Consider the following 14,687-nt stretch of genomic DNA (forward strand, 5'->3'; position numbering starts at 1 on the left):
TTTGCGGCGAGGGAAACGTGTTGAACCTCGCGAGGATCTAGCATGGAAACTGACTACGCGCCACAGCGACCGCGCCCTGGCGCGTCGAGGAGGACTGAGCTGTGACTAAGCAGGTCCAGCAACTCGACCGCGTGATCATCAGATTCGCCGGAGACTCCGGCGACGGCATGCAGCTCACCGGCGACCGTTTCACCGCGGGCACGGCCGAGTTCGGCAACGACCTGTCGACGCTGCCCAACTTCCCGGCCGAGATCCGCGCGCCCGCAGGGACCCTGCCGGGTGTGTCGAGTTTCCAGCTTCACTTCGCCGACCACGACATTCTCACCCCCGGCGACGCCCCCAACGTGCTCGTCGCGATGAACCCCGCCGCACTCAAGGCCAACCTCGGTGACCTGCCGCGCGGCGCCGACATCATCGCCAACACCGACGAGTTCACCAAGCGCAACCTGCAGAAGGTCGGCTACGCCGCCAGCCCGCTCGACGACGACTCGCTCAGCGAGTGGCGCGTCCACGCGGTGCCGCTGACGTCCTTGACGGTCAAGGCCCTCGAAGGCTTCGACCTGTCCAAGAAGGACGCGGAGCGTTCCAAGAACATGTTCGCCCTCGGCCTGCTGTCCTGGCTCTACCACCGCCCGACCGAGCACACGATCACGTTCCTGCAGCAGAAGTTCGCCAAGAAGCCCGAGATCGCCAAGGCCAACATCGCGGCCTTCCAGGCCGGCTGGAACTACGGCGAGACCACCGAGTCGTTCTCGGTGTCGTACGAGGTCAAGCCGGCCAGGCTGACCCCGGGCGTCTACCGCAACATCTCCGGCAACCAGGCCCTGGCCTACGGCCTGATCGCGGCCTCGGTGCAGTCGAAGCTGCCGTTGTTCCTCGGCTCCTACCCGATCACCCCGGCCAGCGACATCCTGCACGAGCTGTCGCGGCACAAGGAGTTCGGCATCCGCACCTTCCAGGCGGAGGACGAGATCGCGGGTGTCGGCGCGGCGCTGGGCGCGGCGTTCGGCGGGGCGCTCGGCGTCACGACGACGTCGGGTCCCGGGGTGGCGCTCAAGGCCGAGACCGTCGGCCTGGCGGTCACCACCGAGCTGCCGCTGATCGTGGTCGACGTGCAGCGGGCCGGGCCGAGCACCGGCATGCCGACCAAGACGGAGCAGACCGACCTGCTGATGGCCATGTTCGGCCGCAACGGCGAGTCGCCGGTGCCGATCGTGGCGCCGATGTCGCCCAGCGACTGCTTCGACGCGGCCATCGAGGCGGCCAGGATCGCGGTGAAGTACCGCACCCCGGTCATGCTGCTCTCGGACGGCTACCTGGCCAACGGATCGGAGCCCTGGCGACTGCCCGAGGTTTCCGACTTGCCGGATATCTCGCAAGATTTCACGACTGCTCCCAACGGCGCGGACGGCGAGTTCCTGCCGTTCAAGCGCGACCCCGACACCCTCGCCCGGCCCTGGGCCATCCCCGGCACCGCGGGTCTGGAGCACCGGATCGGCGGCATCGAGAAGGCCGACGGCACGGGCAACATCTCCTACGACCCCAACAACCACGACCTGATGGTCAGGCTGCGCGCGGCCAAGATCAGCGGGATCGACGTGCCCGACCTGGACGTCGACGACCCCGACGGCGAGGCCCGCGTGCTCGTCCTCGGCTGGGGCTCCACCTACGGCCCGATCGCGGCGGCCGTGCGGCGCATCAGGAAGGGCGGCGGCAAGATCGCGCAGGCGCACCTGCGCCACCTCAACCCGCTCCCCGCCAACACCGGTGACGTGCTGCGCCGCTACGACAAGGTGCTGCTGCCCGAGATCAACCTCGGCCAGCTGGCGCTGCTGCTGCGGGCCCGCTACCTCGTCGACATCATCAGCTACAACCGGGTGCGCGGCCTGCCGTTCAAGGCCGAAGAGCTGGCCGGAGTGATCCAGGACGTGATCGACAGTGACTGAGCTGGTAAACGGGAAGGGCCTGAAGCTCATCCCCAAGACCGACGCCAAGCAGACCCTGAAGGACTTCAAGTCCGACCAGGAGGTGCGCTGGTGCCCCGGCTGCGGCGACTACGCGATCCTCGCCGCGGTGCAGAGCTTCCTGCCCGAGCTGGGGCTGCGGCGCGAGAACATCGTGTTCGTCTCCGGCATCGGCTGCTCGTCGCGCTTCCCCTACTACCTCAACACCTACGGCTTCCACTCGATCCACGGCCGCGCGCCGGCGATCGCGACCGGGCTCGCGGCCAGCAGGCCCGACCTGTCCGTCTGGGTGATCACGGGTGACGGCGACGCGCTGTCGATCGGTGGCAACCACCTGATCCACGCGCTGCGCCGCAACGTCAACCTCAACATCCTGCTGTTCAACAACAGGATCTACGGCCTGACCAAGGGCCAGTACTCTCCCACCTCCGAGGTCGGCAAGATCACCAAGTCGACGCCGATGGGCTCGCTGGACAAGCCGTTCAACCCGATCTCGCTGGCCCTCGGCGCCGAGGCCTCGTTCGTGGCCAGGACCCTCGACTCCGACCGCAAGCACCTGCAGTCGGTGCTGCGCGAGGCGACCGCCCACCGCGGCACCTCGCTGGTGGAGATCTACCAGAACTGCAACATCTTCAACGACAACGCCTTCGAGCCGCTGAAGGACCCCGAGGTCCGCGACGAGATCACGCTGCGGCTGGAGCACGGGCAGCCGATCGCGTCGGCGTCCAAGGCGGTCGTCCGCGCCGCCAACGGCGGCATCGAGGTGGTCCCGAGGGCCGAGGCCGCCGCCGACCGCATCCTGGTCCACGACGCGCACAACCCCGACCCGTCGCTGGCGTTCGCGCTGTCGCGGCTCGACGAGCCGTCCTTCGAGCACGTGCCGATCGGCATCTTCCGTCAGGTCGACCGGCCGGCGTACGACGTGCTGATGGCCGAGCAGCTGGACGAGGCCATGGCCCAGAAGGGGCCGGGCGACCTCGGCGAGCTGCTCGTGGGCGGCGACACCTGGCGCATCGGCTGAGTTCGCGGGGCGCCGCCGCTCGGCAAGGGCGGCGGCGCCTCAGATCCGCGACAGCACCCGGTCGCTGACGAAGCAGAGCATGCCGAACTCCCGTGCCCGCCTCTGGGCGAAGTCGGCCAGCTCATCGCTGTCGGCGTAGTCCAGGGCGTAGAGGTCGACGTCGAGTTCCAGCAGGCGCTCGGCCACCGAGGCGTGCGCCTCCAGCACGTCGTCGGGCCACGGCGCGTAGCTCTCGGTGTCGACCCAGCGGGCCGAGAACGACTCGAACAGGACGCCGTCCACCAGGTCGGCGATCTTCGGTAGGAGCCCGAACCCGCGGTTGGCCAGGAGGTATTCGGGGCGGGCCTCTTCCCTGATCGCCGCGATGAGGGTGAGCAGGTGCGGCAGGTCCTCGGGGTAGGTCTGCTCCAGGTTGAGCGTGTCGAGGAACAGCCCGCTGAAGCCGGCGGCGATGGCCGTCGTCGCCTGGTCCACCACGTGCGCCACCCAGCGCGGGTCGCCCACGTGCACGAACGCGCCGCCCCAGTCGGGGTTGCGCTCGGGGCGGTGCCAGGGCGCGGGTGGTCCGACGTCCTCCGACAGGGACAGGTAGCCCAGCGTCTGGACTTCCCGCTCTCTCAGCAGGTCGAGCTCGTGCTTGGCGTAGAAGTCGGCCTGCAGGACGACCTTGTCGAACCGGGAGAGCCCCTCCAGCTCCCCCGCTCCGTAGTAGAACGCGATGGGCTGGGTCATGCCGTCCACGACTCCCGGTACCACTCGAAGGTTCGGCGAACCCCTTCTTCCAGGCAGACGCGTGGTTCGTACCCGGTGAGCTCGCGCAGCCGGGTGAGGTCGGGGCAGCGGCGGGCCACCGAGCCCGCGGGGGCGGGCACCTCGCGGATGGCGGGGTCGGCGCCCGCGACGCGCAGGACGAGCTTGGCCAGGTCGCCGATGTTGGTCTCCTCGGAGTCGTCGCCGATGTGCACGATCTGCCCAGAGGCCGCCGGAGTCGCCATGAGGCGGACCATCGCCTCCGTCGCGTCGTCGACGTAGCAGAAGGCCCTGCTCTGCTCCGAGCCGTAGAGGGTGAAGGGGTTCTCGCCACGGGTGGCCCGCAGCGCCAGCTCGGGGATCACGTGGTCGGCGCCCATCCGGGGGCCGTAGATGTTGTGGAAGCGGCCGATGACGGCCGCGAACCCCTTCGCCCGGGCGGTGTGCAGGACCGCCGCCTCGCCGAGCATCTTGCTGATGGCGTAGGTGAAGCGCGCGGAGCCCACGTCTTCGATCATCAGAGGCACGCCCTCCGGGGTGGGGACGGGCACCGCGCCCGCGCTGACCCCGCCGGCGTAGACCTCGCTCGTGGAGGCGAAGAACAGCCGGTCGCCGGGGCCGAGCCAGTCGAGCAGGTGCGTCAGGGCCAGCGTGTTGACCCTGATGACCCTGGCCGGGGCGGACTCGACGTTCCGCACGCCCACGACGGCGGCGAGCATGTAGATCTGGTCCCAGCCCCGCTCGATGGCCGCGTAGGACGCCGGGTCGGTGAGGTCGGCCGATCTCACGTCGGCGTGCTCGGCGAGCTCGGCCAGCGCGGGGTCGCGGCGCCCGCGGGAGAAGTCGTCGACGACGGTGACCTGGTGCCCGTCGGCGAGGAGCCGGCGGGCGAGGTGCAGCCCGATGAACCCGGCCCCGCCCAGCAGGAGGACTCTCATGACGCGTGCTCCTTCGCGAGGTAGCCGATGCCCGCGTAGCGGACGCCGTTCCTGACCACCGCGGCCTCGTCGAGGATGCGCCACGAGTCGTAGAGCACCCGCAGGCCGGACGAGGCGAGTCTGGCCTCGACCTCGATGCCGCGATAGTCGGGATGGTCGTTGATGATGATCATGGCGTCGGCCGCGGCGAACGCCTTGTCCAGGCTGACGGGCTCGCCACCGTACTCACGGATGACCTCGTCCCTGACCAGGGGGTCGTGCCCCTGGACGGTCAGGCCCGCGGCCGTGAAGACCGGCATCATGTCGGCGATCGGGGTGCCGCGCATGTCGTCGGTGGCGGGCCAGCCCTTGTAGGCCCAGCCGAGCACCGACAGCCTGACCCCCTCGGTGTGGCCGAACGTCTCCCCGACCAGCTCCACCACGCGCTCGGCGACGTGCACGGGCAGCCGCTCGTTCAGCGTCCGCGCACCGCCCACCAGGTAGGGGCGGTGCGTCGCGCCCGCGCTGGCCAGCATGATGTACGGGTCCTTCGACAGGCAGCCGCCGCCCACGTAGCCGGGCTTGGCCAGGTCCGGCCGCGGGTAGTCGAGGTTGGTGGCCCGGATGACCTCCAGCGGGTCGAGGCCGTTCTGCTCGGCGATGAGCGCCAACTCGTTGCCGAAGGCGTAGATCAGGTCGGTGTGGCAGTTGTTGGAGAGCTTGACCATCTCGGCCGTCTCAAGGCTGGAGACGGGCACGATCTGGTCGGCGAGCCCCTCGAACAGCTCGACGCCCGCCCGCAGGCTCGCCTCGTCGAGGCCGCCGATCACCTGGGGCAGCTCGACGAGCTCGCGCAGCGCCTGGCCCTGGATCGTGCGCTCGGGCGCCATGACCAGCCGCGCCCGTCCCCAGCGGGCGGTGAGCGCCGGCAGCACGATCGCGCGGCTGGCGCCGATCGGCACCGTGCTGCGGACCACGACCAGGGTCTCGGGGCCGCACACCTCGGCCACCTGTTCGGCGGCCGCGGCGAGGTTGTCCAGCTGGGGGACGCCCGTGGACAGGTCGACGGGGGTGGAGACCGACAGGATGGCCGCGTCCAGCGGCTCGGCGGGCAGCCGGTCGGAGACGAAGACGGACGTGCCGAGGAACTCCTCGAAGGCCTCCTCCACTCCCGGCTCGAACACGTGGATCCGGCCGTTGGACAGGGCCTCGACCACGTGGGGATTGGCGTCGACACCGTGGACGGTGTAGCCGCGGCGCCCCAGTGCCGCGGCCAGCGTCAGTCCCACATAACCCATGCCGACAATGCCGACCTTTTTCGGCATTTCTGGCTCCTTTCTCGTTTATTTCACTGACAGGGCGGGCTGATGCGATCGAGGTCGACTACGGTGACATTTCCCGCTATGCCGAGTTTGCGATAGCGGGAGCAGGCCGTCCTGACATTCGCCGGCGAGACGGCGTAGTCGGTCGCGAGCACGGCTTTTCCCTGTTTGTGCAGTGCTATCGCATTGGCGAGATTCTCGCCGCACCATTCCTCGTCGCACGGATCGTCGGTGGCCTTGAAGAACAGCTCCTCCATGCCGATGCCGTCGATGGCCCGGGTGTATCCGGAATAGCGCCGGAGCTCCGGGGAGTTCTGCGGGACGACGGCGAAGCCGGGGCGGCTCCTCTTGGCGTGGGCGCTGATCCGGATGATCAGGTCGGCCATCTCGCGCCCCAGGCGCTCTCGGGTCCTGCCCGGCACCCGGGCCAGGTCGATCTCCTCGTAGGCCAGCGGGGTGTCGAGATAGACGCCGTCGAACCCGGCCCGCAGCGCCTGGTCGACCCTGGGCCTGACGACCAGGCGCCACCAGCGGGGGTCCCAGTACTTCACGAAGTGCTCGTCCGGCCAGTCCTTCCAGACGTTGAGCAGGAGGTCGGCGTTCTTGTCGCGCAGCGGGCGGTACTCGGTCCTGAACTCCTCGATCGAGCCGATCTCGAAGTACGCGAGGACCTTCTTGCCGCTCCCGCGCAGGCGGTCGATCTCCTCGCGGGTGAAGTAGCCCTTGACGGTGCCGTCGCGCGAGAGGTCGATGATCGCGAGCTGGTGCGGGGCCCGCGCCAGCTCGTCCAGGCGGCCCTTCGGGTAGTTCTGCAGGACGTACGTGAACGTGGAGATCTCGCGCAGCCCGCTCCCCTCCCCCGAGCGGCCGCCCGGCGAGCCGGTCGCGCAGGTCGCCAGCGTGGCCAGCGCGACCCCCGCGTGCAGGAAGGAACGCATCCCGGCTCCCCTCACACCATCGCCTTGACCGAGTCGCCCACTTGGAAGCGTGGGCGCCAGCCCAGGATCAACCGGGCCCGGCCGATGTCGGCCCTGCTCCAGTCGACGGCCCTGGACCGGGCCGATCCAGGCGCGCTCTCCCGCACCTCGCCCGCGAACCCCGACTCCGCGGCCAGCAGCGCCACCACGTCGCGGACCGCGACCGCGTCGCCGCTGCCGACGTTGAAGACCCGTTCGGTCAGCTCGTCCGCGAAGCCGGCGCTCACCACCGCCTCGGCCACGTCACGCACGTCCACGAAGTCGCGGTACGCGCCGAGCGGCCCCATGTCGATGTGCCCGAGCCGGTCCGCGATGGCCCTGTCGAGGAGCGCCCGGGCCCTGCCCAGCACGCTCTCGGCGCCGACGCCGGGGCCGATGGGATTGAAGATCCGCAGCGAGGCCCCGTCGATCTTGCCGTCCTCGGCGGCCCGCTCCACCAGGAGGGTGCCGGCCAGGTGGCTGACGCCGTACGCGCTGACCGGGCACACCGCGTCCTGCTCGCGCAGCGACCGGTCCTGCCCGGCCGGGCCGTACTCGGCGGCGGAGCCCAGGCGCACGAACCTGGCCTCCGGTGTCGCCTCGGCCATCGCCTCGATGAGGACCGCGGTGACCCCGGCGTTGCCGCGCACCAGCTCGTCGTAGCCTCCCGCCAGCCGGCCCACGCAGTTGAGCACCACCGAGGGCCGGACGGACCGCAGCAGGTCCGCGACGTCGGCGACCGGCGCCGCGAGGAGGTCCAGCCGGGCCCGGCCGGGGCACAGCAGCCGGGACACCCGCGGATCCGCCGCCAGCCGGTCCTTGACCTGGCGGCCGAGGAATCCCGTGGAACCGAACAGCACGACGGTCGTCATCGCACGCGCTCCCGCGAGGGCAGCAGCTGCGGCCGGATCTCGTCGAACCGGGCGTTGGCCTCGTCGTAGTCGTCGGGCCGCCCGATGTCGAGCCAGTAGCCGTCGAACTCGTAGATGCCCGGCGGGGTGTCGTGCGCGAGCAGGTCGAGCACCAGCTCGTCGAAGCCGAACGGCAGGCCGTCCGCGTAGTGCGCGATCGTCTCGCGCGACAGGGCGTAGACCCCCATGCTCACGAGGTAGCTGAGCAGCGGCTTCTCCTTGAAGCCGACGATCCGGCCGCTCTGCGCCTCCAGCACCCCGAAGTCGATCTTCACCACGCGCGGCGAGGTCGCGACGGTGAGCGGCACGTCCGAGGCGACGTGCCGGGAGAGCAGGTCCGCGTAGTTCAGCGTGGTGAGCACGTCGCCGTTCATCACCAGGAAGTGCTCGGGCAGCCGGTCCCTGATGGGGAACAACGGCCCGATCGTGGACAGCGGCGTCACCTCCTCGGTGTAGTCGACCGACAGGCCCCATCGGGAGCCGTCGCCCACGAACGCGCGGATGAGCGGGCTGAGGTGCCCCACCGCGAGCGTGGCGTCGGTGAACCCCTGCGCGGTGAGCTGCTGGAGGATGATGTCGAGGATCGCGTACTCCTCGCCGATGGGCACCAGCGGCTTGGGCAGCGCGGACGTATACGGACGCAGGCGAACACCCTTGCCACCGGCGAGAATGACGACGTGCATGTTCGTTCCCCTTCTGCGTGGTCTGCTTCTGCGTGGTCTGCTTCTGCGTGGTCTGCTTCTGCGTGGTCTAGCGGTACTGCTGGACGTCCCTGAGGCTGCTGACCGTCAGGACGAGCAGGATCGCGAGGAAGACGAGCCCGGCCACGAGAAAGAGCGTCACGTCGGCCAGGGTGGAGTCCGGGTCGGGCAGCAACAGGCGCGCTCCCGGATGGACGGCGAGGGCCAGGCCCTGTGCCAGGCACAGGTGCGGCACCTTCCCCTGGTTGGCCAGGAGGAAGGACAGGAAGTAGGCGCCGCCGACGGTCACGTGGGCGACCGCCATGACGGCGCTCGCGTGCGACAGCGCGTCGGTGGCGTAGAGGAAGGCGAGCGGCAGGGTGGCGAGCGCCGACAGCACGGCGAGGCAGACGAGCAGCCCCTTGGCGAGCAGCCCCCGGCTCAGCGCGGTGAACTCGGCCGGGTAGCAGACCTCCCTGATCACGGCTCGGGTCTCGTCCTCGAAGGCATGCGCCCGGTACTCGAGCACGCCCATGCCGAAGACCAGCCCGGCGCCGGCGATGGCGATGTCGGTCCGGTCGAGGACGTAGCGCCCCTCGGCCTGGAGCAGGAAGAGCGCGCTCAGCAGGCTGAAGGCGAAGGACGGGACCAGCCCGCGGATGTTCGACCGGATCAGCGTGCGCAGCGCGGGTTCGGCGGCGGGTGTGTCCTGGCCGGCCCCCTCCCGCAGGGTCAGCAGCACGGCCGCGCCGACGAGGCCCGCGACGCAGACGACGCCCATGCAGACCGTCACGAGTCCGGCCAGGCTCTCTCCGACGGCGAGGTAGGCGACGCCGGCCGCCACTGCGGGCAGCATCATGGCGGCGAGCCAGGCCTCGCGCCGGTAGAACAACAGGATGCCGGACGCGATCTGGAACGCCATCTGCGTCACGCAGAGGGCGACGAGCGCGACCGGGCCGTTCCTGACGATGGCGATCGCGCTCGCCGTGAGCACCGCCGCGCCCACCCCGAGCACGAGCCCGCTGCGCAGCGCCCTCCCGGCCGAACGCGGGAAGCCCCGGCCGGCCAGCGAGTAGGCGATCTGCGCCGCCGCGCTGCCGAGCACCCATCCGATCCCGGTGGTGAGGACCAGCCCGGGCATCAGCCACTGCGTCCCCACGAGGCCCGAGGCGGCGGGGAGCAGGGCGGCGGGAAGGGCGTAGAGCAGCCCGTGGGCCATCTGGGCGGCCGGTCGGGCCCTCCGCAGGACGGTCACGGCGGGCGGGCGGGGCGCGTCCATGAGCGCGATGCGCCCGTAGGCCGCCTCGGCCAGCGAGAAGACGTCGCTGTGGCCGTACCTCTCCCGAGCGATCTTGTCGTTGAGCCCCTCCGACTCCAGGATGGCGGCCACCTGCAGGGGCTCGACGGCCCTGAAGATCCTGGTGCCGAGCGGCTCGATCAGCTCGTCGAGGGGGTGTCGCTCCCCGGGCGGCGCGAGGGCCGTCATACGGGTGCTCCCCGGTCGCGGCCGGCCGGGCGGAGCTCCTCGTAGACGTCGCGGTAGTCGTCCAGAGACTGTCTCAGGGTGAACCGGTCCAGGACGCGGTCGCGGGCGATCGCGCCGAGCCTGCGGCGCAGCGCGGAGTCCTTCAGCAGGCGCACCGCGGCGTCGGCGACGGCCACGTGGTCGCGGGGCGGGACGACCGCTCCGGCGTCGGCGACCGCCTCGGCGACGCCGCCGACGTTGGTGCACACGACGGGCCTGCCGCAGGCCATGGCCTCGACCACGGTGTAGGGGAAACCCTCGGAGATGCTGGTGAGCGCGACGACGTGGCCCGCGTGGTAGGCGACGACCGGGCTGGACACGCGGCCCTCGAACACCGCTCCGCCCTCCAGCCCGAGCTCGGCGATGAGCGCGACGCAGCTCTCGTGGTAGGTCTCGTTGCCGAAGGGCACGCCGCCGAAGATGCGCAGCACGGCGTCCGGGATCTTGTCGCGGACGATCGCGAACGCGCGGATCAGGGTGTGGATGTCCTTCAGCGGGTCCACCCTGCCCATGAAGACCAGCGTCGGGGTCTTGGGCTCCGTCTCGGCCAGGGGGAAGTCGTCGGGATCCACGCCGTTGTACATGACGCGGATCCGGTCGGGGTCGGCGCCGTTGTGTATCTGCCAGCGCCGGTTGTAGGAGGAGTGCGGGGCGATGCGGTCCGCCGCGACATAGGCCGCGCCGGCCAGCCGCCTGAAGAAGCTGAGCAGAAGCACCCGGACCGCGTGGGAGACCGGCTCGGTGACGTACTGCAGGTATCTCTCCCTGAGGTAGACGCCGTGTTCCGACAGGACGATCGGTGTCCCGTACTGCCATTTGGCGGCCATCCCGACCAGCATGCTCAGCCCGTTCATCGCGACGTGCGTCAGGTCGGTGCGCAGCGGCGGCTCGGCCAGCGGGCGCAGCATGTGGCCCATGAGGTGGCCGGCGGTGATCGCGTCGGCCAGGTTGATCCCGTCGGTCCTGTTCCAGTACCAGCAGTCCATGAGCTGGGTCAGCGACTCGTTCGTGGTGAGGGCGCCGGCCAGGTCGCCGCCCGCGTGGGCGAACCTGAACAGCGATTCGAGCACCGACAGGAACTCCTCGCCGCCCGCGCCCATGACGGCCGGCGTCAGGACCATCTGCAGGAACCTCTCGTACGCCTCGCCGAATGACGGCCCCGGCGCTCGCGAGGAGCGCCGGTGACCCGTCTTCCACAGCGGTATGGAGATCACCTGGTCGAGGTTGCCGGGCAGGTCCCAGACGAGCCTCTCCGCGCCGTCCACCGTCATGGTGACGACGTCCCACCGGTAGTCGGGCATGCCTCGGATGAGCTGGTCCATCCACACGCTCACGCCGCCCATCGCGAAGGGGTAGGTGCCCTCGGACACGAACGTCACCTTCACGGGCGCACCCTCGCGGCGACGGTGACGGGGGTGCCGGCGCTGAGGGTGAGCCTGCCGATGGTGTCGGTGCCGTACGTCACCGCCCCGGTGACCGCGGCGTTGGTGGCGAAGACGGTGGTGGCGGAGGTGGAGGTGAAGGTGACCGTGCGCGCGACGCGGTCGTAGACGGCGTTGACGTCGCCCAGGCCGGCGAAGTGCTTGGTGCGGTTTTCGGTGTATTGCGCAAGGGTGCCCCAGTTGGGGGTGAGCAGCGGCACCTTGTAGTAGGAGTTGTACTTGGCCAGCACGGCCTCCAGCCAGTCGAAGACGAGGCTCTTGCCGGAGCCGTAGTTGCGCAGGTTGCCCTGGTGGAAGGTGTGCGTGTAGACCGAGCCCGACATCACGTGCTGCATCGCCACGTCGCTCTCGTGGCCGAGGATCTGGGCGTAGGTCTGGTCGGCCGGCCAGAAGGGGAACCTGCCCGACGGCCCGTAGTAGGAGTTGTAGAAGAGCGTCTCCTCGGCCGGCGTCGTCGTGTGGTAGGCGATGTTGGTCGGCCAGTCGGGCACCACCATGACCGCGGGCTCCAGCGGGTGGTAGATGCCGCAGTTGAAGCACGACGGCTTGTGGCTGTTGAAGGACATGTTGCCGTGCAGGTACTTCACGCCGAGGTCCTTGGCCGCCCGCAGCAACTCGGGGTTGGAGGCGGCCAGCCCGTAGTCGGTGGGCGGGTCGATGTCGTTGTTCGGATCCGGGTGGTAGACGCCCAGACCGGAGTATTCGCCGGTCTTGAGGACCGTCGGGTCCACGCTCAGGCCGATGGCCGCGGCCCTGGTGAGGTTGTCCTGGATCTCGGCGCGGCTCGTCGCGTAGTCGGTCGAGTTCATCTTCGGGTGCGAGAACGTGTGGTTGATCCAGGTGAAGGACGAGGCCCGGCAGCGCGAGTAGGAGGTGAGCCCGTCCTGGCCGGGCAGGGTCAGCAGGCACCCCAGCAGGGAGCCCTGGTCGGCGCCCTCGCCGTTGTAGGCGAGGTTCAGCTTGAAGGCGGAGGCCAGCGGGTTCGACGTGCGGAAGCTGTTCTGCCGGTTGTAGGCGGCGACCGCGTCCGACCTGGTCAGCCGGTAGCCCGGGTTGGTCTCCAGGGTTCCGTCGGCCTTCAGGTGGTCGGTGTGGTTGAACCAGTCGTCCACGTCGGCGTTGAGGTAGTGGCGCTGCTCGCCGAGGAAGAGGCCCCTGCTCGCCCAGCGGAACAGGCCGAAGGTGAGCAGGTCGGCCTGCGGCAGGTACTGATTGGAGGTGAAGGTGAGGGCCATCCGCTCGCGGCCGTCGGCGGAGGTGCTGCGCACGCCGAGCACGTCGCCGCCCGCGGTGATGACGGGGTCGGCCGAGCAGCCGGAGGCGACGGCGGCGCGGTAGACGTAGGACTGGGAGATCGGGACGCTGACGCCCGACTTGAGGTAGTCGAAGACGCCCGCGCCGGTCGAGGTCAGCGCGGTGCCGATCGGGGTGTCGCCGACGCCGCCCTCGCTGCCGGCGCGCAGGCAGTAGTCCTCGGGGAAGGTCCCGTAGGCCGTGTACAGGGACGCCTGGCGGACGCCGAAGTCACGCTCGTAGGCCCATAGAACGTTCCATTCGGCGGCGTCGAGCCCGCTGACGTAGCCGCCGCCGTCGAAGTACAGCAGCGAGTTGTTGGTCAGCAGGACTGCGTTGTACCTGCCGGCGCCGTCGCCCTGGAGCAGGCTCTCCGCGGTGAGCGGCTGGCTGCGGCTGTAGAGCACGTCGTACGACGCGCCCACGCGGTCGAGCACGGACTTCCAGGTCGCGACGCCCCAATCGTCCTCGTCGACGGCGACGACCAGCGCGCGCAGCCCCACGCGGTCGTTGGCCGCCGCGGTGAGCGCGGCGCCGGACCTGGCCACCGTGGTGGAACGTTGCACGGGCACGGTGCCCTTCATCTTGGGCAGCGGGCCGAGTTTGTCCGCTTTCGGTCGCGCCAGCGGCGCCTTGAGCGGGGCGGCGTCGGCCTGGCCGGGCCCCGCCGCGGCGGTCGTCACGGCCGCCTGGGAATTGGCCGTGAAAAGGCCGCAAAGCGCGATGGCCGAGCCCGCCAGTACGGCCCATCCGCGTGGCCGCCCGAAACCGATTCGCTGAAAGTTATTCATCTTGAACCCACCTGACTCCCGAGCCGCGAAAGCCGAAGACGGCCAGTGGATACGTCACTGGCCAAGCCTCGAGTGTGATTACCACGAGTTTCTCGAGGGTTTCATCGCGATTTCCCGATCAACGTTTCACAAGACGATCGGAACTAATATCCTTCCTTGGGTCGTAATAAGAGGACACGCACGGGGGGAGACCCATGCAATTCGGCATTCTGGGTGCACTGGAGGTGAGAGATGGGGAGCACCAATTACCCCTGCGCTCGATCAAGCAGCGCAGCCTGCTCGCCATGCTGCTCTGCCATCGGGGCACGGTGGTGGGCAGCGACGTCCTCGTCGACGCCCTCTGGGGGGCCGGCGCGGGCGACACGGGCACCAGGCGCCTCCGGCTCCAGATCCACCGCCTCAGGCAGATCCTCGGCGCGGGTGTGCCGATCACGCACGAGTCGACCGGCTACCTGATGCGCCTGCCCGACGACGCCGTGGACGCCTGGCGGTTCGAGGTGCTCGTCCGCCTGGGGCGCCAGGCTCTCGGCTCGAAGAACGTCGCCGGGGGCAGCGACCTGTTGCGGTCCGCCCTCGGCGTGTGGCGCGGGCCGGCCCTGTCCGGCCTGGACGACATCCCCCTGCTGCAGCTCCACGCCACCCGCCTCGAAGAGGAACGGCTCGCCGCCCTGGCCGACCGCATCGACGCCGACCTGCGCCTGTACCGGCACGCCGACCTCATCGGGGAGCTCTCGGTGCTGGTCAGGGAGCACCCGCTGCGCGAGAGGCTCCGCGGCCAGCTCATGATCGCCCTGTACGCGACCGGCCGCCAGGCGGAGGCCCTGGAGGTCTACCGGGACGGCCGGCGGATCCTCAGCACCGAGCTCGGCCTGGAGCCCTCACCGGAGCTGCGCCGGTTGCAGGTGGCGATCCTGAGCAGCGACCCGGCCCTCGTCGCGGCGCTGCCGTCGGTCCACGCCCGGACGCGACACGGCCGCTGCCACCACCGGCATGACCGACGGGCGGGCTGCCCGGTCTGCGCCAGGCGGTCCGGGACGGACCACCGGCTCACCGGGTGATAATCACGATCCGATGGGCCCGCTCGGCCGAGTGGGCCCCGCCAGCAGGTGCGGGGA

12 protein-coding genes are annotated in these 14,687 nt (G+C 70.1%); 3 read left to right on the plus strand and 9 right to left on the minus strand.

Going from position 1 to position 14,687, the window contains the following annotated elements; all coding sequences use genetic code 11:
- The first annotated feature begins 101 nt into the window (after positions 1-101).
- Together AB0C16_RS01110 and AB0C16_RS01115 are read left to right on the plus strand one after the other, a co-directional pair.
- A complete protein-coding gene (locus tag AB0C16_RS01110; RefSeq protein WP_357677497.1) occupies positions 102-1,946 on the plus strand; it encodes a 2-oxoacid:acceptor oxidoreductase subunit alpha in 1,845 nt (614 codons plus the stop codon).
- A complete protein-coding gene (locus AB0C16_RS01115) occupies positions 1,939-2,985 on the plus strand; it encodes a 2-oxoacid:ferredoxin oxidoreductase subunit beta (RefSeq protein WP_357677499.1) in 1,047 nt (348 codons plus the stop codon). Before AB0C16_RS01110 ends, AB0C16_RS01115 begins: the two co-directional genes overlap by 8 nt.
- A 39-nt stretch (positions 2,986-3,024) precedes the next feature.
- Here AB0C16_RS01115 and AB0C16_RS01120 read toward each other — a convergent pair whose 3' ends face one another.
- The 9 genes from AB0C16_RS01120 to AB0C16_RS01160 all read right to left on the minus strand — a co-directional run bounded on the left by AB0C16_RS01120 (position 3,025) and on the right by AB0C16_RS01160 (position 13,464).
- Positions 3,025-3,717, minus strand: coding sequence for a hypothetical protein (locus AB0C16_RS01120; protein WP_357677501.1), 693 nt, complete (start codon positions 3,715-3,717; stop codon positions 3,025-3,027).
- Entirely contained in the window at positions 3,714-4,673 is a 960-nt protein-coding gene (locus AB0C16_RS01125; protein ID WP_357677503.1) for an NAD-dependent epimerase/dehydratase family protein, read from the minus strand. Before AB0C16_RS01125 ends, AB0C16_RS01120 begins: the two co-directional genes overlap by 4 nt.
- The gene (locus AB0C16_RS01130) at positions 4,670-5,977 is read right to left on the minus strand and encodes a nucleotide sugar dehydrogenase (protein WP_357677506.1); all 1,308 of its coding nucleotides are present in this window, start codon (positions 5,975-5,977) and stop codon (positions 4,670-4,672) included. Before AB0C16_RS01130 ends, AB0C16_RS01125 begins: the two co-directional genes overlap by 4 nt.
- Positions 5,978-6,000: 23 nt before the next feature.
- Positions 6,001-6,912 (minus strand): endo alpha-1,4 polygalactosaminidase, encoded by a 912-nt coding sequence (locus AB0C16_RS01135; RefSeq protein WP_357677508.1) that lies wholly within the window; start codon positions 6,910-6,912, stop codon positions 6,001-6,003.
- 11 nt (positions 6,913-6,923) lie between these two features.
- A complete protein-coding gene (locus AB0C16_RS01140; protein WP_357677510.1) occupies positions 6,924-7,802 on the minus strand; it encodes an NAD(P)-dependent oxidoreductase in 879 nt (292 codons plus the stop codon).
- Entirely contained in the window at positions 7,799-8,524 is a 726-nt protein-coding gene (locus tag AB0C16_RS01145; RefSeq protein ID WP_357677512.1) for a sugar phosphate nucleotidyltransferase, read from the minus strand. Before AB0C16_RS01145 ends, AB0C16_RS01140 begins: the two co-directional genes overlap by 4 nt.
- A gap of 67 nt (positions 8,525-8,591) precedes the next feature.
- Positions 8,592-10,007, minus strand: coding sequence for a hypothetical protein (locus tag AB0C16_RS01150; RefSeq protein ID WP_357677514.1), 1,416 nt, complete (start codon positions 10,005-10,007; stop codon positions 8,592-8,594).
- Positions 10,004-11,431, minus strand: coding sequence for a GT4 family glycosyltransferase PelF (gene pelF, locus AB0C16_RS01155; RefSeq protein ID WP_357677516.1), 1,428 nt, complete (start codon positions 11,429-11,431; stop codon positions 10,004-10,006). Before pelF ends, AB0C16_RS01150 begins: the two co-directional genes overlap by 4 nt.
- Positions 11,428-13,464, minus strand: coding sequence for a hypothetical protein (locus AB0C16_RS01160; RefSeq protein ID WP_357677518.1), 2,037 nt, complete (start codon positions 13,462-13,464; stop codon positions 11,428-11,430). The genes pelF and AB0C16_RS01160 overlap by 4 nt, the downstream gene beginning before the upstream one ends.
- Before the next feature lie 302 nt (positions 13,465-13,766).
- On the opposite strand from AB0C16_RS01160, the gene AB0C16_RS01165 reads away from it, so the two are divergent.
- A complete protein-coding gene (locus AB0C16_RS01165; protein WP_357677520.1) occupies positions 13,767-14,630 on the plus strand; it encodes an AfsR/SARP family transcriptional regulator in 864 nt (287 codons plus the stop codon).
- The last annotated feature ends 57 nt before the right edge of the window (positions 14,631-14,687 follow it).

Source organism: Nonomuraea sp. NPDC048916, from assembly GCF_040649575.1.
In the GTDB taxonomy this organism is placed as follows: Bacteria; Actinomycetota; Actinomycetes; order Streptosporangiales; family Streptosporangiaceae; genus Nonomuraea.

Excerpts from the sequence above, each read along its gene's own strand:
- AB0C16_RS01120 (WP_357677501.1), bottom strand. The coding sequence starts at position 3,717 with ATGACCCAGCCCATCGCGTTCTACTACGGAGCGGGGGAGCTGGAGGGG.
- AB0C16_RS01125 (WP_357677503.1), bottom strand. The coding sequence starts at position 4,673 with ATGAGAGTCCTCCTGCTGGGCGGGGCCGGGTTCATCGGGCTGCACCTC.
- AB0C16_RS01130 (WP_357677506.1), bottom strand. The coding sequence starts at position 5,977 with ATGCCGAAAAAGGTCGGCATTGTCGGCATGGGTTATGTGGGACTGACG.
- AB0C16_RS01135 (WP_357677508.1), bottom strand. The coding sequence starts at position 6,912 with ATGCGTTCCTTCCTGCACGCGGGGGTCGCGCTGGCCACGCTGGCGACC.
- AB0C16_RS01140 (WP_357677510.1), bottom strand. The coding sequence starts at position 7,802 with ATGACGACCGTCGTGCTGTTCGGTTCCACGGGATTCCTCGGCCGCCAG.
- AB0C16_RS01145 (WP_357677512.1), bottom strand. The coding sequence starts at position 8,524 with ATGCACGTCGTCATTCTCGCCGGTGGCAAGGGTGTTCGCCTGCGTCCG.
- AB0C16_RS01150 (WP_357677514.1), bottom strand. The coding sequence starts at position 10,007 with ATGACGGCCCTCGCGCCGCCCGGGGAGCGACACCCCCTCGACGAGCTG.
- AB0C16_RS01165 (WP_357677520.1), top strand. The coding sequence starts at position 13,767 with ATGCAATTCGGCATTCTGGGTGCACTGGAGGTGAGAGATGGGGAGCAC.